The sequence below is a fragment of the Variovorax sp. CF313 genome (assembly GCF_000282635.1).
GTDB lineage: Bacteria > Pseudomonadota > Gammaproteobacteria > Burkholderiales > Burkholderiaceae_C > Variovorax.
Map to the genome: position 1 here is coordinate 1 of NZ_AKIW01000077.1, position 20,431 is coordinate 20,431.

A 20,431-nucleotide genomic window follows, 5' to 3' on the forward strand; every position below is an offset into this window, starting at 1 on the left:
GCCAGATGGTGGTCAACGGCGAGGTGCTCGGACGCTACGGGCTGCTATCGGACACCCGCTTCGACGGCACACCGCTGGCGCAGAACGGGCCGATCTTCACCGCTCAGAGCGATTTCAGCTTCGGGTATCAGCCGATCAACGGCAACTACCCTGCCGGCACGCCGGGCAGCTACTCGGTGGGCGTGAACGACACGCTGCAGACCATCGCCAAGGGGGCCTATGGCGACTCGAGCCTGTGGTACCTGATCGCGGATGCCAACGGGCTGAGCGGCAATGCGGACCTGCGTGCGGGTCAGGTGCTGCGCATTCCGGCGGCGACCAGCAGCGCGAACAACGTCAACTCCTTCAAGCCCTACGACCCGAGCAAGATCGCCAATGACTCGGCGACCATGATGGCGATGCCGCAGGACAAGGCCGGGGGGTGCGGTGCGCTTGGTCAGATCATCATGGTGGTGGTGGCCATCGTAGTGACGATCTATACGGCAGGTGCCGCCGCAGGCGCGATGGGCTATGCCAGCGTCGGAACCGCTGTATCGCAAGGAGCATACGGCGTTGCCGTAGCGGCCAGTGCCGCGGGTGCAGCGGCAGGATCCATCGCGAGTCAGGCTGTCGGCGTTGCGATAGGCGCGCAAGACAGTTTCAGTTGGAAGGGAGTCGCCTTGGCCGCGCTCGGTGGTGCCGTCTCTGGAGGAATGGCAGGCCTTGCAAATGGCGTCAGCGGCTTGGAGAGCTTGGCAGGGTCCGGCACGGGTGCCGCCATTGCTCGCGGAGCAATTGGCAACGCATTGAGTCAAGGAATCGGCGTTGCCGTTGGGCTTCAAGACAAATTCAGTTGGAAGGGAGTTGCAGCTGCGGCTGTAGGAGCGGGAGTCGGTTCCGTCGTTGGCAACGCCATGGGCATGAATGCCCCGAGCTTCAACGATCTAAGTTTCGGGGAGCAGTTCGGCAGGCGTCTCGTGACTGGGCTAGCCGCCGGAGCCGCGACAGCCGCGATGCGAGGGGGGCGCATCAGTGCGACCCAGGTCGCGACTGATGCCTTTGGCAATGCACTGGGGGACTCCATCGCAGCGGCCAACGGGCAATCTAGCTATAGCGAGAAGGCCTTCTCCAGACAGGAGGACATGCGCGATGACGCCCTGGCCGATGCGATGAGATGGAAGTCGCCTGATACGGAGGGGCCGATGTGGGACGACGGCACGCCGGTCAATCCCTATGACCGCAAGTCCTTCGAGAGCAGTGTGCGTCAGGCCTATGGGCTTCAGACTGGCGACTACAACACTGGTTTCTCGGAAGGCGACGGCGGCGCGCGGTTGGTGCCGACGAGTTGGCCAACAGCGGACGGCCATCTGGCCGGCACCACGCCTTCCGATCGAATCGTGGATAGTGAGAGCTCCCGGCGTGACCCGAGCATTGACGGTCAATTCCCGTCAAGTGAATTGCCTGTCAACGGAACCGCTCTTGGCTATCGCGATAAGAGCGGAGCCTATTTCAACGTCTATCACGACGGGACTGTTGAGACTGCGGTGCTTGGCACCCCATCATTGCCTCCGATCTCGGTGAGTGCGAATGACCCGGATGAGAGTGCTGCGGAGCGGGCTGTGCAAGACGAGGATTACTCCAACGAGGCGAGACGGGCAAGCTTTACGACTTCGCCCATGTCACGATGGATCGATATGTCGAATCAGCCGGCAGGAGCACACTCGGCTGAAGAGTGGAAGACCGAGGCGAGCAATTTCAAGAAGTACATGGGGCCCCAGTTTGCGCGCGACAGTGTCTACAACGGGTTGTGGACAAAGGGCGCGCTACTGGACATTGCGGCAGGCAATAACGGCCGCAAGATTTGGGATCAGGTTGCCGGTGTCGGGATAGAGGCCAACGCGCACGCGGATATCGGCACGAATCTTGGTCGTGGAATCGGTAATCGTATTGGTGATGGACTCGGCAGCATCATGGGTATGGCACAGCGCGGGCGCAGCGTGGTGACGCCAGCGATTGGTGCAAATGTGCCGTCGGGGTCTAGTAACACAGCAGTGGGCAACGCGAGGTTAACTGAACGACTTGCCGCTTGGAAAGCCTATCAGGCTAACGGCGGTGAAATGTCATTGCAACGATGGGTGAGCGCGACCCAACGTCAGTACGGAGGGGTGTCTGGCGGCTACCAGAGCGGCTTTGCGGATTGGTCACGTGGCATCGATGGAGTTCATGGCAATAGCTTGCTGGCGAAGGGACCTCACGATATTTATGTTGTACGCAATGCGGATAATGGTGAACTTCTCCACTTTGGGGAAACTGGGAGAGGGTACTTAACTCGATTCGCAGAGCAACAGCGCTACTTTGCTGGCAAAGGAATAAATAATATTGAAGTCAATCTTCTAGGGACAAAAGAGGGAAAATCAGCGGCTAAAGATGTAGAGTTGAGGTACATTGAAACTTACATTAAAGTGTTTGGAAAACGTCCTCCTTACAATCCAGTTAATCATTGAGTCATGAAAATAAACCTGGGCGTGGCAGCTCAAACTCCACAATTTTCAAAAAAGATGCGCCGCATTCGGCCGGCTTTTGAGCTATTGTTCGATGATTTTTCAAATATAAAGCTGACTAATCCAATTTACGATTCAATATTGATTGGCGTAACCGATTCGCAATCAGTGGACTATTTTGAGGAAATCAAAAATCGTGAAGGATATTTTCAGATTTTGGCGGGAATGTCTGGGGATTTTTCGGATGAGAAGGCGAAGGAATTGATTTTTGAGATAGTAAAAAAATCAATTCAGGCTTGCCCATTTTCAAGGCCAGACAAAGAGTTGCTAATGAGGTTTTTGGATGAGTGGAAGCTGAAGTTGTTTAACACTTGAGAGTTCGCGATAATCTGGCGGAGTGTTAAATCATATAAGCTCATGAATTCCTTGGAGTAACTCATCGATACTTCAATATCGAGGATGCAAAAACCGATGCGAAGCACGCATGCAACGCGTTTGGCAATGCATTGGGGGATTCCGTCGCAGCAGCCAATGGGCAGGGTAGTGGCTTCGGCAACGTTCCGGGGCCGGTTGGCGCAGACGAGCGGGCCAGCATCCTAGGGATGTTTGCCGATGGGTCGGACTATGGCTCCGCCGCCTTCCGTCCGGACATTTCGGCGACCACGGCAGACCAACTCTTGTCGGATCTCGGTATGGGTGACCAGCCCGTCTACGGCGGGGGCGCGCAGTACGCAAATGCACAGGTGCTGCGCACCGGCGTGATGACGGATGCCGGCGCCGCTGGGGCGGATAACGGCGGTTTTGACTATGAGCGCAGCTACAGCAGGGGAGGGGAATTCGTCGTAGAGGCTTCCAAGTCGCCCTTCGATTCGCAGGGTACGGATGGCTTTAGCGGCACGGAGATTGAATCGATGCGCGAGGACAACCTTGCGCGTGCGCAACGTCTGGCAACGCAGGCTGCTGCGGAAAGCGCAAGTCCGTGGAGTGCGCGCACGAGCTGGGATGCCAATACTGGCGTCGTTCGGGCAGATATCGGCTTCAACCTGAGCAACAACGGCGCGATGCCGGGGGCGTTCGCGGGTGATCGCTCGAATGCCGCGGAGCAAGCCGCGCAGGCCGACGACTACGCTAACGAGGCGAGAAGGTTGTCGAACTACGCGACTTCGCCCATGTCGCGATGGATCGACATGTCGAACCAGCCGGCAGGGGCATACACCGCCGAGCAATGGAAGAGCGAGGCGAGCAACTTCAAGAAGTACATGGGGACCGGGTTCTCGCGTGACAGCGTCTACAACGGGCTGTGGACCAAGGGTGCTCAGCTTGACATCGAGGCTGGTAATAACAATCGTGGGATCTGGGATCAGGTTGCAGGTGTCGGGATAGAGGCAAACACCCCGGCCGCTCACGCTGATGTTGGGTCAGCCCTTGTGCGGGGGATTGGCAAGCGCATCGGCGATGGGCTCGGAAACGCGATGGGGATGGCAGGCCGTTCGCGCAAGGTCACTACGCCGGTGATTGGCTCAAATCTTGAGAGTACTCAATCCTTGACGGCCGAGTACAAAGAAGGATTGAATACAAAAGAATTTGATCGAAAGGTGAATCGCATAAAAAATGCCATCAACAATGGCGAGTTGACGAGCAATATCCCACATGGAGTAAGCGATGCTGCTCGCAGGGCAGAAACGCGCGCATACAGAAAAGCAGTAGTTGAGCGTATTGAGCGCATGTACGAAAACAATCCCGAGGCAAAGGCCAATGCTCTCAATAGGCTGGCCACCACGGACATGGACCATATTCGAGACCTTCAATTGAGCGGGAAGAATGTGCGGCGAAACTTTAAATCATTGGACTCTGATGTAAATCAGGAGCTTGGCCGCCAATTCTCGCGGCAAATCCCAAGAAATGCTAAAATCCCAATCACAAACCTTGAGGTGAAAAATCGATGACTTCGGTGGAGGTAATAGAAAACGTTCTTGCATCTGGTGTTTTAACCAAGGCGTTAGTTCACCTGCCTACAGTGGGCGCTGATAATGATGCTCTGAAGGAGCTGTCTGCGCGATTAAATCGATCTCTATCGATGATGCATGAGCAAATTCTCAAAAAATGGGATGGAATTAATCTTGATGTAATCAGGATTTATGGGGTGACGTCCAATGTTTTGGGCGTAAAAAAAATAATTACATCGCAGTCATTTTCTCCCGCGCCTGACGCCATTGTGTTTGCAGATGATCCTACGGGATTTCTCTATGCTGAAGCTCAAAATGGGGAGGTCTTATCGATTGACTCCAGTTCGGGGGAAGTGGAGGAAAAGGCGAGAAACATTGATGATTTTTTTACAAGACTGGTCTTTGGGAAAGATGCCGCTGAATTCATGGGGGATCAGTGGCTCGAAGACCTGAGGGCTTCTGGGATTGCCTGAGGTTGGTGGACAGGTGTGGTACTCAAGATCTTTTTAGGATGCGAGTGCATGGCTTGTAGAAGCAGCACACCAAGAATCTCACAGGCCCTTTTGTAGACGGAGCAGCGCGACGCCGTTGATTGCTTGGGGCATTGGGAAATCGTTCTCGTCTCGCCAAGATAAATGCCTTTGGCAACATATCCGGCCGAGTACTGATCCGTTTAGCACGGTTCCCTCATGTCCCACGGGCGCACAAGGACGCCTATTTCCGCACCGACTCCAGCCAACGACAATGTCGACTCTGCTCAACATCGCTCACAGAGCCACGCGCTTGAAAGCAAACCATGCCAACCTCCGATTCCGATTCGTTTGATGCGCTCATGGCCGTTGCCATGGCCGCCAGCCAGGCCGACGAGGCAAACCGCGCAATCGAGGGCTTTCAGCGAGCCAGTGCCGTCCAGCCCAATGCAGCACTGCCCCAGTTCATGCTCGGCGCCGAGTTCGCCGCGTTGGGCGACATGAGCCAAGCCGAGACTGCATTTGCGAACGCCACGCGCCTGGCACCTGATTTCCCGATGGCACGCTACCAACTGGGACTGCTGCAGTTCAGCTCAGGGCGCGCAGCTGTAGCTTTGTTGACCTGGCAACCGCTTCTGGAACTCCCACAGACGGATCCCCTGCCCCACTTCATCCAGGGGTTCGCGGCGCTCGCACAGGATCAGTTCGACGAGGCACTGGCCCACTACGAACACGGCCTCACGCTAAATACGACGAACGCCGCCCTTTCAGGCGACATCCAAAGGGTGATCGACGGTATTCGCTCGTTGAGGCACTCCACGGTGCCACCCGACATCGCCGAGGACGTGCCTGAGGACTCGTCAGCACACATCCTGTTGGCAAACTATCAGCAACAGGGCCATGCGCACTGACCCGAGGCCCGAACTCGCCTGATATCCAGATACCGCCGCCTTCATGATCGATTCGACCACGCAGCTCGCCGCCATGATTCGCGCGCAGTTCAGCGCGCAATTTCAGGCGCAGGCCAAAGCCCGCGGCCTGGCAGCGCGTGAAACACCAAGCGATGGCCGACTCGCCAAACCAAAGGGTGAGCCTGACGCCCATGTCGCCGGCAGCACGGATGCTCAAATCCAGCAGATGGTCGCATTGCGTGTGCGGGCACTATCGCCTGATGATCCGCAGCGCCAACGAAAAGCTTTCCGCCTGTTCCTCGAGTCGGTGCTCATGCAGACCTTCGGCCGCGAGCGCATCGACGGCATCGCCTTCGATCAGATGGTCGATGCCGTGATGCAGCGCATGGAAGGTGACGAGGAACTCCACGCAGCGCTGCGCGAAGCCGGCGACCTCCTGCTGGCCGACTCGCAGCCGACCATTGCCGCCAAGCGCTGACGCGTTTCAGCCGTTGGCTTTCGCGCCTGGCGCAACAACCAGATCGGCAAGATCGCCCCCGAGTGGCGCGGCGATGCCACCCAGAATTCGGCGCGCGAAACGTTGCACGTCGCTGGCATCCTTCACATCCCCCGTCAGCAGCGCTTGCGCATAGCGACCGGACATGTTGGCCCGGTCGAGCCTCAAGGCCAGTTCCGCGTGTTCGCCCGCTTCGCCCGGACGTCCCTGCATCGCCAAAACCACAGCCAAGCCACCGTGGCTCTCGGCAAAGTTCCGATCCAACGCGAGCGCTGTTTCGAAGCTTTCATGCGCGCCCGCGAGGTCGCCTTGAAGGATCTGCGTCCACCCGAGGCCATGCCACGTACCAATGTGCTGCCCCATGACCGAGAGGGCCTGTCGAAACGCTCTGAATGCGTTCCCCAGATCGCCCGCCAGCAGAGACGCGAAGCCACGCGTCGACCAGGCTCGGCCATCTCCAGGGTGACGTTGAAGCGCTGCATCCGCAAATTGACCTGCCGCAGCCGCGTCACGTTGCGCCAAAGCCAAGGTCGCGCGCGTCACGAACGCTTCAACCGGTTGCTCGGGCGGCGTGCCGTTGCTCAAGCTCAGCACGCACCAACGCTGTGCCGCCTCGAAATTCGATGCGTCGATCGCGATCAGGCTGGCAACACCGGCAGCTTGTGGGTCAAGCGTTCGTTGCTGCTCTGCACCAAGGGTCCACTCCATCGCCCGGTCGAGCTGTCTGTCGTGGTGCAGCGCGCGCAGCCAGAGCTGCTGCAACGCACGTGCAGCGACCGGCGGCTGACCCGTCACCGTCTGGGACGCGGATGCTGCGCTACCCGCTTCGAGCACTGACGCCAGTCGTGCCACGCATTCTGCATGGCGACCGCGTCGCAGTTCGATGAAGGCGATGTTGTGCATCAAGACATCGAGGAAGCCGGGAGGCGGATCCTGCGTGTCAGTGAGCGCATCAAGCACCGACAGTGCTTCGTCGTAGCGCTGTTGCGCCAGCCAAAAATCACCCTCTCGCAGCCGCCAACCCAGCACATCTTCGGACAGTGAGTGGGCTCGGCGCAGATGCAGCTCTGCTCGCTCCCACTCGCCACACGACAGCGCCGCCTCGAAGGCGGTGATGAGCAGTGAGTTGTTCGAGGGATCCTCACGAAGAAATCCCTCCATACGGTCGAGGCGCTGCAGTGAGGCGACCACGCGCGGATCGTCGCGCTGCGAAGGTTCGGCCGTGGTGTTGGCTTGGGTTTCAGAGGTATCGGTCATGGCAGCAATGCGATGTCAAGAAGTGGATGAGTGACTCGCGTGTCATAGAGACACATCGAGCCTGGAGTCCTTGTCCAGAAGTTCGCGCAGGCGCAGGAGCCCCTGGCGATGCAACTGAGAAATGCGACCGCGCGTGACGTTCATTCGCGCGGCGATCTCGTCAAACGGAATCTCTTGCAGGTAATGGTGACGGATCACCGTCTTTTGCTGGTCACTCAGCTGATCCACCAGGCCCCGCAAGACAGCACCCAACTGGCGAATCTCCGTCTTGCGGAAGTAGCTCACCTCAGGCGAGATTGCATGCGCGCCAGCTTCGCTGTCGAAGGCTTCCGCATCGACCATGCCGGTATCCTCCAACAACACGCCTAGCGCGATGCCGATACCAACCTCGGCAAGGTACTTGAACAATTTGTCGGCGCTACGCGCATCAGATGCGGCTGAGTGCCGTTCTCCCTCGGATCCTTCGATGCTGCCTTGAGCTGCGGCTTCCTTGATGGCCACCATCCGCTCTTGCTGGAGCCGAGTGCGCACGCTGATCTGCTGATTCTTCTCCGTCAAGCGAACGAGACCGTTCAGGATCGAGCCTTGCACCCGCTTGGATGCGAAGGTCTTGAATTGAGCGCCTTGGGACGGATCGAAACGATCCACGGCCTCTACCAGCCCAATCCTCGCAAGCTGCAGGTAGTCCTCAAACTCGACGTCGTCATGCGTGCGGCGGCCATAGACGGTGGCGGCCATCATCCGCGCATAGGGCAGATAGTGCCGGATCAGCAGGTCGCGCGCTGCCTCGTCGCTGTCGGCGCGCCAGCGAGCCCAGAGTGGCGCAACAAGGTCCAGACTCTCCGATGAAGCGTCCGGGACATCACGCGGCGCAGCAACATCCACCGCAGCGCCCGAAAACCGAACGAGCGTGGAAGTCAATGCGGAGCTCAAGCGTGCCATGAGTGTCTCAATGCGAAATGAGGGCCATGACTCAGTGAAAGCTGCCTACCAGCGCCTTGAGCACGAGGCTCCAGCCATCTACGAGGATGAACATCAGGATCTTCAGTGGCAAGGCGATCGTCGTCGGCGGCATCATCATCATGCCCAGAGCCATGAGAATGCTCGAGACGATCAGGTCGATCAGCAGGAACGGCAAGAAGATGACAAAGCCGATCTGAAATGCGGCACGCAGCTCCGAAAGCATGAACGACGGAATGAGCTGAACGTTGCTGATGTCGTCCATCGACTTCGGCGTCGGCGCTTTCGACAACTCGACCATGAGCGCCAGGTCCGCCTCTCGCGTTTGCCGCACCATGAATTCCCGTAGCGGCGCCACGCCTTTGCCGTACCCGTCTTCCATGGTCAGCTTGCCTGCCATGAAAGGCTCGAACGCGTCCTGGTTGACCTTCTGGAGCACGGGTGACATCGTGAAAAGCGTCAGGAACAACGCCAAGCCGATCAACACCGTGTTGGGTGGCGTCTCGTTCATGCCGATCGCATGCCTCAACATCGACAGCACGACGATGATGCGCAAGAAGCTCGTCAAGCACACCAGCAACGCAGGCAACACAGCCAGCACGGTGAGCCCAAGGACAATCCGAAGCGCTTGGGCTGTCTCGGTAGCGGGAGTGATAGCAGTGTTCGTTCCACTTGTGGACGTGCCAAGATTCGCAGGTTTCGCACGCAAAGAGCTCGCGGTCGTTGACTGATGAGCCACTGCCGATCGGCTTTGCGCGCTGGTTGAAGGTTGCGCTTGCGCAGACGCAGCCGCGGCGGTAGGCGCTGCCGACGGCGCCAGTTGCGGTCCAGCTTCGCGCTTGAGCAGGGGCGCAACCTCCGATGCTGGCTCTGCGTCACGTACCCGTTCGGTATTCGGTGGCGTCATGGCAGGTGCACCCGCCCCCTCGGCTTCTTGGGCCTGCGCCTTGCCGAAGAAAGCTGAGAGCGCCACAAGGACGACGATCTGAATCAATGCGAAAAGCCACGCCTGCTGTGGGCCTGCAGTTCCGTGCCGCTTCATTCTTGCCCCTGCTCGGACTTCGGGGCCACTGACTCAGGCGCCAGCGCCTCCGACAGCACCTGGATCGATTGATCCGTGCAGCCTAGCAGCAACCGCTTGCCGTTCCAGACCACCACATGAAGGCTATGGCGCGGCGACAGGCGGATACTCGAGACGCGCTCGATCTCGCGCGAAGACACTGTGTCGATCAAACCACCTAGCCGAATCCACGACATGACAGATCTGGCGCCTGCATCGGCTTTTGCTTGCTTACGACGTGCTGCGATGACGCCACACGCCAACAGCCCACCCACAAACAGAATGGCCACCCACCAGCGGTCGCCAGCACCTTCACCTTCGCTGCTCGGAGCATCACGCCGTACCGGGATGCTCGACGGAAGCGGAGCACCGCCAGCGTGAGGCGCAGCAGGCTGGGACGCCGGATCAGCCGCGGGCAGGACGGACTGCGGCCATGCCGTGACGGTGAAAGTCACGCCGACAAATGCGATTGCAGCCAACGCCATGCGTCCCGCATCGCATCGCCCAAAGATGCTCCCGGCACGCTTTCGATCTTCCACTTGCATCCGCTGCACCACGTCGTACATCCGTCAGTTTCCTGCTGTCAGCCCCAACGCAATGGGCAGTTCCGTGATTCGTACTGCAAAGTGCCCGTCCACTGCCACCAGCTGTCCACGCGCAACAACCTTTCCTTCGATCGTGAGATCAACGGCCTGGTCGATTTCCCGGTCTAGCCGCAGCACCTGATGCTCTTTGGCCCCGAGGAGCTCGCCCACAGAAATGCTGGCCTCGCCAACCATCACCTGCAGTTTGGCCTTGATCTGGTGAAGCGGATTCCAGTCCTTGAGAACGGGACTGCCGCCATCAGACTGAAGCGTGTCGCCATCAGACCCCGCGTGCAGATCCGGTAACGCGATGATCTGGGCGGTTGGGTAAACGGCCTGCCCCAGTCCTGCACGAGTTCTGCTTTCTGTCGCACCGATGCGGTTGTCGGTCACGATCCCTTCCACGGCCTGTGTCATTTGAAACTTCCCTTAGATGAATGAATGTTTGGTTTGCTGCCGTTGCCAATTGCTGGCGATGCGAGAGTTGCAGCCTGAGCCGACGACAAGGTGGCTGAGAGTTCCACTGCCAGATGGCCCTCACTTTGTCCGAGCCAGCCATCGCACACTTGGTGGCCATCAGAGCCCACCACCAACGTGGGCGCGTCAAGACGATGAGATAGCGGGACGACATCACCAACACGCAGCGCCTGAATCTGGCCGAGGTTGAGTTGTGCGCCCTCCAGCATCACGCGCAAAGTCGCGCGCCGGTCAGCAAGCGCGTGATCCAGGCGTGTCTTCGCCTGCGGCGTTGAAGGCTCACCTGTGTCCACCCGGGATGCACTCTTGGCGTCGGGTCCGATTGCTGCGACCACGGCCTCCCAAGGCAGTGCAAGCGTCCATTCACCGCCACACCAGGCAGCACGGACACACAGCGCACCCGACCAGGCAGCTGCAGGCGGTGCTTGATTCCGAACGCCCGCACCGGATCGCGCGTCAAGGTCAAAGCCATCAAGAAAGATGTCGATGCGGCGCATCCAGTCGTCCCAGGCCTTGCGTGCCGATGCCCCCGCCAAGCTCTGGCTGAGCGAGCCAGCTTTTGCTTGGACGCTCGAACCAGACCCCGTGTCGATCGCAAACATGCGATCAGCAATCGCGCGCATCGCAGGCGCCCTTTCATCGACGCTGATCGCCGACGCGCCATCAAGCGCTGGCAGCACCCCGGAAGAGGCACGGCGCGGCTCTTCAAACGACCAGCAAGCGGAAGCTTCGGATGCAAGCCGCCACATGCCGTTGGGCTCGAAAACCTCGACGTTGGGCTTGGAGACTTCACCGACCTGTGCAGGAAGCCACTCATCCCGCCATGCCGCAACAACATTGACGAATCGCAGTGCCAGCGCGTTCCGCTGTGCAAGCGACCAGCTGCGCAAGGCGCGAGCTTTTCGCTCGGACGCGCTGCCATCCAACAGCATCGAAGGCTCCCCTTCGTGAGAAACGGCAGCTGTCATCTGCTTTTCATCGAAAAGAGTTCCTGCAGCATGTCGTTGGCGGTCGAGATGACCTGCGAACTGGCCTGGTAGCCGCGCTGCATGATGACCAGATCGCTGAACTCCTGCGACAGGTCGACGTTGGAGATCTCCACCCGGCCGGATTGCACCGTGCCGAAGGCGCCCTCGGTCGCGCCGCCGTAGTGCCAGGCGTTCTGGTCCAGTGCTTCGAACTGGTTGTTGCCAATCGAAGCCACTGCGCCAGGCGAATCGAATCGCGCCAGCGCCAGCCTCGCTCCTTTAAGGGTCTGTCCGTTCGAATAGCTCATGACCAGCGTGCCCGTCGTGTCGAACGCAGTGGCACTGAGTGCACCGGGCCCCACACCGTTCTGGGAGTCGACCTTGAGCGTCGTCTGTCCGGCGAAAAGCACGACATCGGAACTGAAGTCCAAAGACAGCGCCATCGCCGGTTTGCCGCTCGGGGTGTAGGCGACCTGGACCGTTGACGTGGCGGGCGTCGGCTTGCCGTTGACGAACACCATCTCACTCGTGTTGACGACAGTGGTGCCGTCCATCAACTCGAGCTTCATGGTCGTGCCCGACTCGCCCGCGGACTTGACCGAGAATTTCATCGTGAGTGCGTGACTGGCCCCTCCAGCATCGATGACTGTGATGCCACCGATTGTTTGCTCCGCGACGGTGTTGGACAAGTTGCCCGAAAATTCCACGCGCGATGTCGGCTTGCCAAGGTTCATCATCTTGCCGGCCAGAGAGACAGGCACGAAGCCCCCGTTCTCGTCCATGGACATGACCTTTTCGCCGTTGGTCCGACTGACCAGGATGCCATCGTTGTCGAACTTGAACTGCCCAGCTCGCGTGTAGGCCAGCTTTCCCTGCTCGTCCTGCAGAACGAAGAGCCCCTGACCGTCGATGGCCATGTCCAAATCGTTGCCAGTCTGGCGAAGCTCGCCCTGTTTGAACGAGATCGACGTTCCTGCAGTGTTAAGCCCGAAGCCCATCTGCTCGCGATGATCGGCGTTGCCACCGCTGAGATTTCCTCCGGTGTAGAACATGTCTGCAAACTGCAAGCTTGAGCTCTTGAAACCGGGCGTATTCAGGTTCGCAGTGTTGTTCGCGATGACGCGCAACCCCTGCGAGTAACCCAGCAAACCAGTCATGCCAACGTAAATTGAATCAAGCATTGGATTTCCTTCGAAGCGATATCGCGCTCAGCGCACCGCAGCAAGTTGGCTGAGCGACACCCTGTTCATCGTCCCGCCCGCGAGTGTCTGCACCGTCAGCAGCGGAGCGTCGCCCGAGAGCGACAGGGCACTGACCGTGCCTGTCACAAGGCCCGTTGCCGTGTTCACATCGACCGTCTTGCCGATCAGGCCAACCGACTGAAGCGCTGCCTGATTCGTGATCAGGGTTTCGATCTTGGTGTTGAGCTGCTGCGTTTGTTCGAGACTGGTGAACTGCGCCATTTGCGCCATGAACTGCTGGTTGTCCATGGGCTTCAGCGGATCCTGATACGTCAGTTGCGTCAGAAGAATCTTGAGAAAGTCTTCCATACCCAGGCTGTTGGCCTGTAGGTTGGTCGCGCCCGAACCGCTCACTGCATCAATGGCCATCACGCCTCCTTGGAATCAATTGAATCGAACATGTTTGAGTTGGCATCGCCACCCGCGGCAGAAGCGATGTGCGACGAGGTCGCTACGTCGTCACGCCAGACAACCTGGCCATTGCAAACGACCTGATGCAGACGCTCCCCTCGTATGCGCATGCCGCGCTGCAAATCGGCGACCCACTGCGGCAACATTGCAGCAAGCGTGGCATCGTCGGCTCGCATCGCGATCCAGACCGCCTGTCCGCGCGGAGTGCTTTCCTCATACAGCCTGACCGGTGCTTCGGTGCCGGCCACAGGCCGCCCTGCCCCGGCACCTGGCTCTGTCCCTGCGCCGACAGAATCCATCTGACTCTGCGCCTCATCTCCTCCCGTCTGCTCAGACGCGGCCGTCGATGCAGCGTCGTCCGACGACCGCAAACCCACCGGGGTGGATACGAGCGTCACAGCAGCAGAAGCAGACGGCATCAATGCTTGCATGCCTGCGGTGAGCAGCACCTGGGAAGAGATGCTGTTGGTCGCCTGCAGTGCAGAGAGCACAGTGCCAGTGACAACGCCGGTTGTGGCCCGAACACCATTCGGCACACCGGCCACCCCAGCTTCGGCCGATTGATCGGCGAGGAGCTGCTCTGCGCCCTGCCCGCGATCGGAGATCTCACGCTCCGGAACTGGCCCCTTGGGCGGCCCGGATTTCGCAATGGACGTCGCTTGGCGCGTCTTCCCAAGTTGAGGGGCGCGCGCTGTTGCAACAGCGTCTTCGGTGCGCTGCTGCCCGTGGGCAGTCCCGCCGGAGCCGGAGTCACTTCGCGCTGTATTCACGGGCTTGAACCAACTGTTCATTTGAGCCCGTTCCATCTCACGCGCCCATGCGAGTTGACGCTCGGCGTTGTCGCCTTGATGGGAGCCGTTCTGTGATGATCGGCTGACCGGACTCGGCAAGCCTGGTGCCGCACCTGCGGGGTTCGTCGCACTCATAGAGTCTGCTCCTGTACGTTGGCAGGCGTGCGCGCGGTGACCGAACGAGCAAGCCAATCACGGTCCTGCTCGTTGAGATCGCGCTTGCGCATCTCATCGCCGTACTGCGCAAGCGCGTCCTCTTTGTGTTGCGCGAGACCATCCAGCTTCACCTGTTGGCGAATGCATTGATCGCGCAGTGAGTCGCGATGATTGCGTTGCTCTTCGCGCGCTCGATCCAGCACGTGCCATTGATCGCGAAGGTTCGCCAGGTACGCCAGATTGCGACGGTGCGCAACCGGGTCGAGGCGTTGCTGCAAAGCTTTGCCAAGCAGCTCAGCCTGTTCATCATGCGATGCCATCAGCTGCACCAGCCTCGCTTCGGTCTCCGACAGTTGCTTTTGCGCCTGAGCCAACGCGGCCATGGCCTTGTCCAGATTCCACTGCTGACGCTGACGAACGGGCTCGAGCGCATAGACAAAACCCCGCGCGTCGAAATCCCGAGCACCTGAGGTCGATGATGTTGCCGTCGAACTCATCATGCAGCCGCCCCGCCCGACTTGGCGGTTGACGCCAAAGCACCGCGCAGGGCCCGTATGGCTTCGACACGGCTCGCGCCACCAGTGCTCTGACGCAACCAGGCCTGCAGCGCGGGTTCGATGTCCAATGCGCGGTCAAGCTCGGCGTTGGAGCCTCGCTCGTACGCGCCGATGTCGATCATCTGCCGGTTGCGCTCCAGCAATGCCAACTGCTGCACAGCAGCGACCGCCAGCGCTCGCTGGTCCGCATCGGCCAGGTCAGGCATCAGGCGGCTCACACTTTTAAGAACATCGATTGCGGGGTAGTGGCCGCGGTGGGCAAGCTGTCGCGACAGCACAATGTGGCCGTCCAGGATCGCGCGCAAGGCGTCCGATACCGGCTCATTGAAGTCGTCGCCTTCCACCAAGACGGTGAGCAACGCCGTGATCGAACCACCTCCGGGCGCCATGCCGCAGCGCTCGCACAGTTCGGGCAACTCGGCGAAGACCGATGGCGTATAGCCACGTGCCGTGGGTGGTTCACCCGCAGAAAGACCAACTTCGCGACGCGCCATCGCAAAGCGCGTGATCGAATCCATCGTCAGCAGGACATGACGACCTTCATCCCTGAAGTGTTCTGCGATCGACAGCGCAGCGTAGGCTGCGCGCAACCTTGCCAATGCCGGCTGATCCGAGGTGGCCACGACGACCACCGACCTTGCAAGGCCTTCGGGTCCAAGTTGCTTTTCAATGAACTCGCGAACTTCGCGCCCGCGTTCGCCGATCAAGGCGATCACGTTGATACCGCCCTGCTCTGCGTCACCCTGTGCCTTGACATGGCAAGCCAGCAGGCCGAGCAACGTGCTTTTTCCAACGCCGCTGCCCGCGAATATTCCCACGCGCTGACCAAGGCCCAGCGTGAGAAGGCCGTCGATACTGCGGATGCCCGTCTCCAGCACCCGATTGATGGGCGGACGGCGCATCGGATTGATCGGCGAGGCCTTCAACGACCGGCGGGCGGCAACCACCGGCTTGGGCCTGCCATCGAACGGCTCGCCAAATCCGTCGATTACGCGCCCGAGCAGCGCGTCGCCGACACCGATTTGCGAATCGGCGCCGAGCGCATGAACCTCGCACCCTGCGGCGATTCCCTCCACAGAACCGTAAGGCATCAGCGTCACGCGACCCGGCTTCAAGCCGACAACTTCGGCCAGCACACTGGGCGCCGTGGTGCTGTCACGCCCGGGCGTACCATTCATCCGGTCTTGCCCGCTCGGCCTGACCATGATGCGGCAAAGCTCGCCAACGGACGCGTCCGGACCCAGCGCATCGATGGCCAGACCCTGCATCTCACGCACCCAGCCGACCCGACGACGCAGATCGGCGTCCCGAAGCGCTAGGCGACTGGCAGCAAGTGCATCCATGTCAGGCCGTCCCGCTCGAAGGAGTGCTAGGCGGTGCGGCCCTTGACCGCAGCAACAGATCGCGCAGAGCGCCCAGCTGCGTGTCAAGGCGCGCGTCAAGGCCGCCTTCCGGAGAGCGCACGATGCACCCACCCAGCGTCATCTCTGCATCCGCCACCCATTCGATGGCCTCGTTCGCCAGGAGGTCAGCTGCCGCATCGGGTTCTCTTTCCAAGGTCGCCAAGTCGTCGGGATGAAGGTGCACAGCCACCAGCCGGCGCCCGCGCATCGCGCGCACCGACTGCAACAGTTGCGCGCGAAGACCGTTGGCTGTGACGACGTGGTCGCCGAGCACCCGACAGACTGCCTCGAAGGACAACGCAAGCATGTCTTCCTCGGCGGCCGCGAGCCGTGCCTCGACTTGCTGAGGCAGCGCCTCGATCAGTTGGGCGAGGACCTTGACCCGCGCCTGATAAGCGACCTGTGCTTGCTGCGTGAGCTCCCGGTTGAGGCTTTCAGTGCGCTCGGCCAATTCGCGCTGTGCCTTGCGAGTGGCCAATTCACCGGCTTGTCGGGCCTCGTCTGCCGCTCGCTCTCTTCCTTCGGCCAGCCCCTTGGCGAGCCCTTCTTCGTGACCACGCCGGTATCCGGCCTCTTGGTCTCTCGCGGGCACTGCGTTAGCGGCGACTGAGACCGACACAGGGACGGACGCTGCCGCCTCGCCGGCAACTGGTGCTCGCTGTGCGGCCAAACGCACCGGAGCCTCCGTAGTCGCGCGAGGTGGTTGCGTGATGGCAGGGCGTGGGCGCCCCGGCGAGACCTGGCCCTGCAATACAACATCGCGAAGGACTCGCACTGACGACAGCTCTTCGCTGCCGCTTGGCAGTCCCTCCCGCTGAGGTAGTACTGCCGTCATTTCCGAGTGCTCCTTGCGGACGCGCCGTGGCCCCAAAGGCGCGAGAACGACTGTCTGATTCTTTTCCACGGCGCTGGGGGCAACTTTGCAGCCGCTGGTGCTGAACGGACATGCTGGGCCACGCCCTCGATCAGCGCCGCTCGCAAGCCCGACGGAACTGCAAAACCGTCCACTGCAGACGACTGTTCCGCCATTGCGCCCTCCAAGCGTCGGCGCTGAACAGGCTCCATTGCGAACAGAAGCGCATCGCGCCAAGGCCAGGCTGCTATCTGCAGCCAATGGGCAATGAGCCCCACGGGCTCTGCGCGAAGATACTCGACGGCACGTTGAACCCCCGACTCGTCGAGCGTCATGAGCATGGATTCGTCAGACACGGCAGAGCCTGCCTGTACGTGCGCTGTGGCCTCCGCGATAAGCGTAGCGTCCCGCTCGATGCCCAACGCCTCCAATTCCGCGAGCAGCCTGCGCATTTCTTCGCGCTCGCCAACCGGAAGCGCATTCAACATCCATCCGCGGTCCAAGGGCGTCATCGCGTGCAGCAGCAGCGCCGCATGGCGCGCGCCGCCGGTTTCCTGAGGCAACGACGCCATAGCGGCCCCATAGCCCGATATCCCGGCAGGCATATCCGCTCCAACGACCGAGCCACCAACCAGCGAAGCCATCAGCCGTTCCTTCGCGTGTTGCCCGCAGTGCTGGCGGATGCAGGACTTGGTTCATTCAGCCAATCACGCACGCGGCTCAATGCTGCAGCACGTTCGGCGTCGCTGAGCGCCGCACTCGGTGCTCCTGCTCCACCAACGGCAACATGCAGCCGGTCGCGCCACGCAGCGCGCACAATCCAGGCGATTGCCGCAACGGCCAACGCAACGGCCAGAAGCCACCGAAGCCAGCCCAGCTCGCCTGTATCCGGCGCTTGTGAGACGGTTGTGGCCGTACTCGCTCCCTCCGTTGCCGGCGATTCGGGGTTGCCACCAGCTGCGGGCACGCCAGACTCCGGTAGCGCGATCGCCTGCGACGAAAGCGATTGGACGACCACGGTGTCGCCGCGCTCTATCGAAGCTCCAACGGCCGCCGCGAGCACCTTTCGCAGTTGTTCTTCCTGCGCGACGTCCAATGCTTTTCGGACCACCGCGACGACTTGCACACGACGAATGGAGCCCGGCTGGCTGACCACCTGCTCGACGCGCCGACCCACCGCGTACTCCACGTCGCGCTGCGCGCTGCCTGCGCGCGGTGCGGCAGTATCGATCGCACGCGTGTCGGCGCCGCCGCCATCACGAAGCACCTCGCGCTCGCGCACGACCACACCCGTTGCCTGCAGGCCTGAGCGTGAGGCCGCAGGCAGCACATCCTCCGTTGTCGTGCGTATCTGATCCATGTTTAGCGTTACATCAACGCTGGCAAGCGCCTGTCCTTGGCCGAAGCTGCGATCCAGTACTGCCGACACCTTACGCACCAGATATGCCTCGGTGTCGCGTTTCAGATCCAGCCGCGCAGCATTGGCGTCGACGTCGCCGTTGCCTGCATCCGCGCGTGTGAGTGCGACGCCGTGACCATCCACGATGGTGACGTCCTGCGTCGCCATGCCCGGTACCGCCGCAGCGACCAGGCGCTGAACGCCGGCCACCTGCTCCGGGCGCAGCATTTGCCCTTGGCGCATCGTCAATGTGATCGAGGCTTTCGCTTTCGCAGTCGCCTGCTTAAACAACCCCTGCTCGGGCAATGCCAGCAGCACACGGACCTCGCGCACTTCTGCCAGCGACTGAATGGTGCGCGTAAGCTCGCCTTGAAGCGCGCGCTGGTAGTTGATCTTCTGAGCGAACTCGGTCATGCCGAAGTCCGTGTTGTTGAACAGCTCCAGACCCACCGCGCCCTGCAGCGGCAACTCCTTGCCCATCAGTTTGATGCGCGTCGCGTGCACGGTGGTCTTGTCCACCAGAATCGCGGTGCCGTTGTCGCCGAGACGGTAAGGAATCTTCAGACGCTCCAGCTCGGTCGTCATCGCTTGCGCGTCCTGCGGCTTGAGCTCCGAAAAGAGAACCTGGTACTCAGTGCGGAACACCCACCATGCAGCCAGCGCGACGCCCAACACAATGATCAGAACGCCACCAATCAATCCGGCGCGGGCGCGCTGTGTCAATCCTTGCCAAAATTTCATATCGGCATCTTCATGATGTCTTGATAGGCCTCAAGCAGCCGGCTGCGCACTTGCATCATCACCTGGAAGGACAAGCGACTTTCCTCAAGGTTGATCATGAGTTGGTGCAGGTTCTGCGCGTCCCCGATCGCAAGTTTCTGCAGTCCGACTTCGCTGTCCACCAGCTTGCTGTTGATCTGCGAGAGTCCTTCGGAGACCATGTTTCCAAAAGATCCCGTCGCGGATACGTCCGCCGCGTTCGCCAAATGCGCAGGGTCGGTCGCGCCCGCGGCTTGCATGGACGAGCCGGCTTGCGCAATGGCGACCATGGATTGCGCCTGCGGTGACAGTGCCGAAAGGGCTTCAACCGGCAGAAACGCGCTCATGCATTGCTCCCGATATCAAGCGCGCGCAGAGCCAGCATGCGCGTCGTATTCATCGCCGACACGTTGGCCTCGTAGGCTCGCGTCGCGCTCATCATGCTGACCATCTCGGTTGCGGTATCAACGGCGACATACGAAACATAGCCTTTGTCGTTCGCCAGCGGGTGACCGGGCTCGTAGACCAGCCGCGGTGGTGCGTTGGTTGGCACGACCTGCACAAAAGGCGCACCACTGGCTGCCAGGTCCTGCACGCCAAGTCCCTGGGAGACCAGCGCGCCAAAGGCCGCGCTGTCACGCGAGCCTGTCGCAGCGGCTGAAGCGGCACGTGACTCGGCGATGACGCGCAGCGGTTGGTAGTTCACTCCACCAACACCCTGTACGGTGTTGGCGTTGGCCAAGTTCAACGCCGCCACGTCGACGCGGGTGCGCTCGATGTTCATGCCGATGGCGCTGATGGCAAAGGATCGGGAATAGTCCATGGCCTTATTTCCTGCCGTCGCTGGCAGCCATTGAGAGTAGTGAAAAATGACGCGAGAGGCCCTTGACCAGGGCTTGGTAGTGCACGGCGTTGCGTGCCATGTCGGCAGCCTCGACGTCGAGCTGAACCTGTCTGGGCACGCCAGCATCGTCAACCGCCGGCTCGATATTTGGACGCACTTGCGCGAGTGCAAATGCGTCGATGCGTCCGGACTGCTCCATGCTGCGCTGCACCTCGACCATCTGGGCCTCGAAGCTGATTCTCTGGGGCACATAGCCCACGACGTTTGCGTTGGCAATGTTCGCCGCGATCGCTTGCTGGCGCATGCTGGCTGCATCGAGCGCCAGGGCCAGCGCCGATCGGGTCACGGCCTCAATTCCATCCGTCATTCTTTTCTCCACATGCTTGGAAAATGCGTTGAACGTCTAAG

At 60.6% G+C, this 20,431-nt stretch carries 23 protein-coding genes; 6 read left to right on the forward strand and 17 right to left on the reverse strand.

Annotated features, from left to right (window positions below):
* The 6 genes from PMI12_RS18920 to PMI12_RS18935 form a co-directional block, all read left to right on the forward strand.
* The coding region (locus PMI12_RS18920; RefSeq protein ID WP_007835689.1) for a LysM peptidoglycan-binding domain-containing protein at nt 1–2,483 on the forward strand (2,483 nt) is incomplete at its 5' end.
* Between the two features lie 3 nt (nt 2,484–2,486).
* Nucleotides 2,487–2,855: a hypothetical protein gene (locus tag PMI12_RS28805; RefSeq protein WP_157632221.1), complete on the forward strand. Its 369-nt coding sequence runs from the start codon at nt 2,487–2,489 to the stop codon at nt 2,853–2,855.
* A 227-nt stretch (nt 2,856–3,082) separates the two neighbouring features.
* Nucleotides 3,083–4,426 carry a hypothetical protein gene (locus PMI12_RS18925; RefSeq protein WP_042673734.1) on the forward strand — a complete coding sequence of 448 codons (1,344 nt, stop codon included), beginning with the start codon at nt 3,083–3,085 and terminating at the stop codon, nt 4,424–4,426.
* Nucleotides 4,423–4,899 carry an SMI1/KNR4 family protein gene (locus tag PMI12_RS28810; protein ID WP_157632222.1) on the forward strand — a complete coding sequence of 159 codons (477 nt, stop codon included), beginning with the start codon at nt 4,423–4,425 and terminating at the stop codon, nt 4,897–4,899. The genes PMI12_RS18925 and PMI12_RS28810 overlap by 4 nt, the downstream gene beginning before the upstream one ends.
* Before the next feature lie 323 nt (nt 4,900–5,222).
* A complete protein-coding gene (locus PMI12_RS18930; protein WP_007835695.1) occupies nt 5,223–5,807 on the forward strand; it encodes a hypothetical protein in 585 nt (194 codons plus the stop codon).
* A 43-nt stretch (nt 5,808–5,850) separates the two neighbouring features.
* Nucleotides 5,851–6,285 (forward strand): hypothetical protein, encoded by a 435-nt coding sequence (locus PMI12_RS18935; RefSeq protein WP_007835697.1) that lies wholly within the window; start codon nt 5,851–5,853, stop codon nt 6,283–6,285.
* Nucleotides 6,286–6,291: 6 nt separating this feature from the next.
* On the opposite strand, the gene PMI12_RS18940 is transcribed toward PMI12_RS18935, so the two are convergent.
* From PMI12_RS18940 to PMI12_RS19015, 17 genes are all read right to left on the reverse strand, one after another.
* Nucleotides 6,292–7,560 (reverse strand): tetratricopeptide repeat protein, encoded by a 1,269-nt coding sequence (locus PMI12_RS18940; RefSeq protein WP_007835699.1) that lies wholly within the window; start codon nt 7,558–7,560, stop codon nt 6,292–6,294.
* Between the two features lie 42 nt (nt 7,561–7,602).
* The gene (locus PMI12_RS18945) at nt 7,603–8,481 is read right to left on the reverse strand and encodes a sigma-70 family RNA polymerase sigma factor (protein WP_237726117.1); all 879 of its coding nucleotides are present in this window, start codon (nt 8,479–8,481) and stop codon (nt 7,603–7,605) included.
* Between the two features lie 52 nt (nt 8,482–8,533).
* On the reverse strand, nt 8,534–9,562 hold the full coding sequence (gene fliP, locus PMI12_RS29460; RefSeq protein ID WP_237726118.1) for a flagellar type III secretion system pore protein FliP: 1,029 nt from the start codon (nt 9,560–9,562) through the stop codon (nt 8,534–8,536).
* Entirely contained in the window at nt 9,559–10,146 is a 588-nt protein-coding gene (locus tag PMI12_RS28280) for a flagellar biosynthetic protein FliO (RefSeq protein WP_081502675.1), read from the reverse strand. The genes fliP and PMI12_RS28280 overlap by 4 nt, the downstream gene beginning before the upstream one ends.
* 3 nt (nt 10,147–10,149) lie before the next feature.
* Nucleotides 10,150–10,581, reverse strand: a complete 432-nt coding sequence (locus PMI12_RS18960; RefSeq protein ID WP_007835704.1) for a FliM/FliN family flagellar motor switch protein — start codon at nt 10,579–10,581, stop codon at nt 10,150–10,152.
* Nucleotides 10,578–11,573, reverse strand: a complete 996-nt coding sequence (locus PMI12_RS28285; RefSeq protein ID WP_007835710.1) for a FliM/FliN family flagellar motor switch protein — start codon at nt 11,571–11,573, stop codon at nt 10,578–10,580. Before PMI12_RS28285 ends, PMI12_RS18960 begins: the two co-directional genes overlap by 4 nt.
* 32 nt (nt 11,574–11,605) lie before the next feature.
* The gene (flgF, locus tag PMI12_RS18965) at nt 11,606–12,790 is read right to left on the reverse strand and encodes a flagellar basal-body rod protein FlgF (protein WP_007835711.1); all 1,185 of its coding nucleotides are present in this window, start codon (nt 12,788–12,790) and stop codon (nt 11,606–11,608) included.
* A gap of 27 nt (nt 12,791–12,817) precedes the next feature.
* The gene (locus PMI12_RS18970) at nt 12,818–13,219 is read right to left on the reverse strand and encodes a flagellar hook capping FlgD N-terminal domain-containing protein (protein ID WP_007835712.1); all 402 of its coding nucleotides are present in this window, start codon (nt 13,217–13,219) and stop codon (nt 12,818–12,820) included.
* A complete protein-coding gene (locus tag PMI12_RS18975; RefSeq protein ID WP_042673737.1) occupies nt 13,219–14,052 on the reverse strand; it encodes a hypothetical protein in 834 nt (277 codons plus the stop codon). The genes PMI12_RS18970 and PMI12_RS18975 overlap by 1 nt, the downstream gene beginning before the upstream one ends.
* A gap of 131 nt (nt 14,053–14,183) precedes the next feature.
* Nucleotides 14,184–14,708, reverse strand: a complete 525-nt coding sequence (locus tag PMI12_RS28815; protein ID WP_157632223.1) for a hypothetical protein — start codon at nt 14,706–14,708, stop codon at nt 14,184–14,186.
* Entirely contained in the window at nt 14,705–16,108 is a 1,404-nt protein-coding gene (locus tag PMI12_RS18985; RefSeq protein WP_007835723.1) for a FliI/YscN family ATPase, read from the reverse strand. The genes PMI12_RS28815 and PMI12_RS18985 overlap by 4 nt, the downstream gene beginning before the upstream one ends.
* A 1-nt stretch (nt 16,109) precedes the next feature.
* On the reverse strand, nt 16,110–16,646 hold the full coding sequence (locus tag PMI12_RS28820; RefSeq protein WP_157632224.1) for a FliH/SctL family protein: 537 nt from the start codon (nt 16,644–16,646) through the stop codon (nt 16,110–16,112).
* A gap of 353 nt (nt 16,647–16,999) precedes the next feature.
* Nucleotides 17,000–17,665: a hypothetical protein gene (locus PMI12_RS18995; RefSeq protein ID WP_007835725.1), complete on the reverse strand. Its 666-nt coding sequence runs from the start codon at nt 17,663–17,665 to the stop codon at nt 17,000–17,002.
* On the reverse strand, nt 17,665–19,161 hold the full coding sequence (fliF, locus tag PMI12_RS19000; RefSeq protein WP_007835726.1) for a flagellar basal-body MS-ring/collar protein FliF: 1,497 nt from the start codon (nt 19,159–19,161) through the stop codon (nt 17,665–17,667). The genes PMI12_RS18995 and fliF overlap by 1 nt, the downstream gene beginning before the upstream one ends.
* Nucleotides 19,158–19,526 (reverse strand): flagellar hook-basal body complex protein FliE, encoded by a 369-nt coding sequence (gene fliE, locus PMI12_RS19005; protein ID WP_007835727.1) that lies wholly within the window; start codon nt 19,524–19,526, stop codon nt 19,158–19,160. Before fliE ends, fliF begins: the two co-directional genes overlap by 4 nt.
* A complete protein-coding gene (gene flgC / locus PMI12_RS19010) occupies nt 19,523–20,002 on the reverse strand; it encodes a flagellar basal body rod protein FlgC (protein ID WP_007835728.1) in 480 nt (159 codons plus the stop codon). Before flgC ends, fliE begins: the two co-directional genes overlap by 4 nt.
* 4 nt (nt 20,003–20,006) lie before the next feature.
* On the reverse strand, nt 20,007–20,390 hold the full coding sequence (locus PMI12_RS19015) for a flagellar basal body protein (protein ID WP_007835730.1): 384 nt from the start codon (nt 20,388–20,390) through the stop codon (nt 20,007–20,009).
* Between the last annotated feature and the right edge of the window lie 41 nt (nt 20,391–20,431).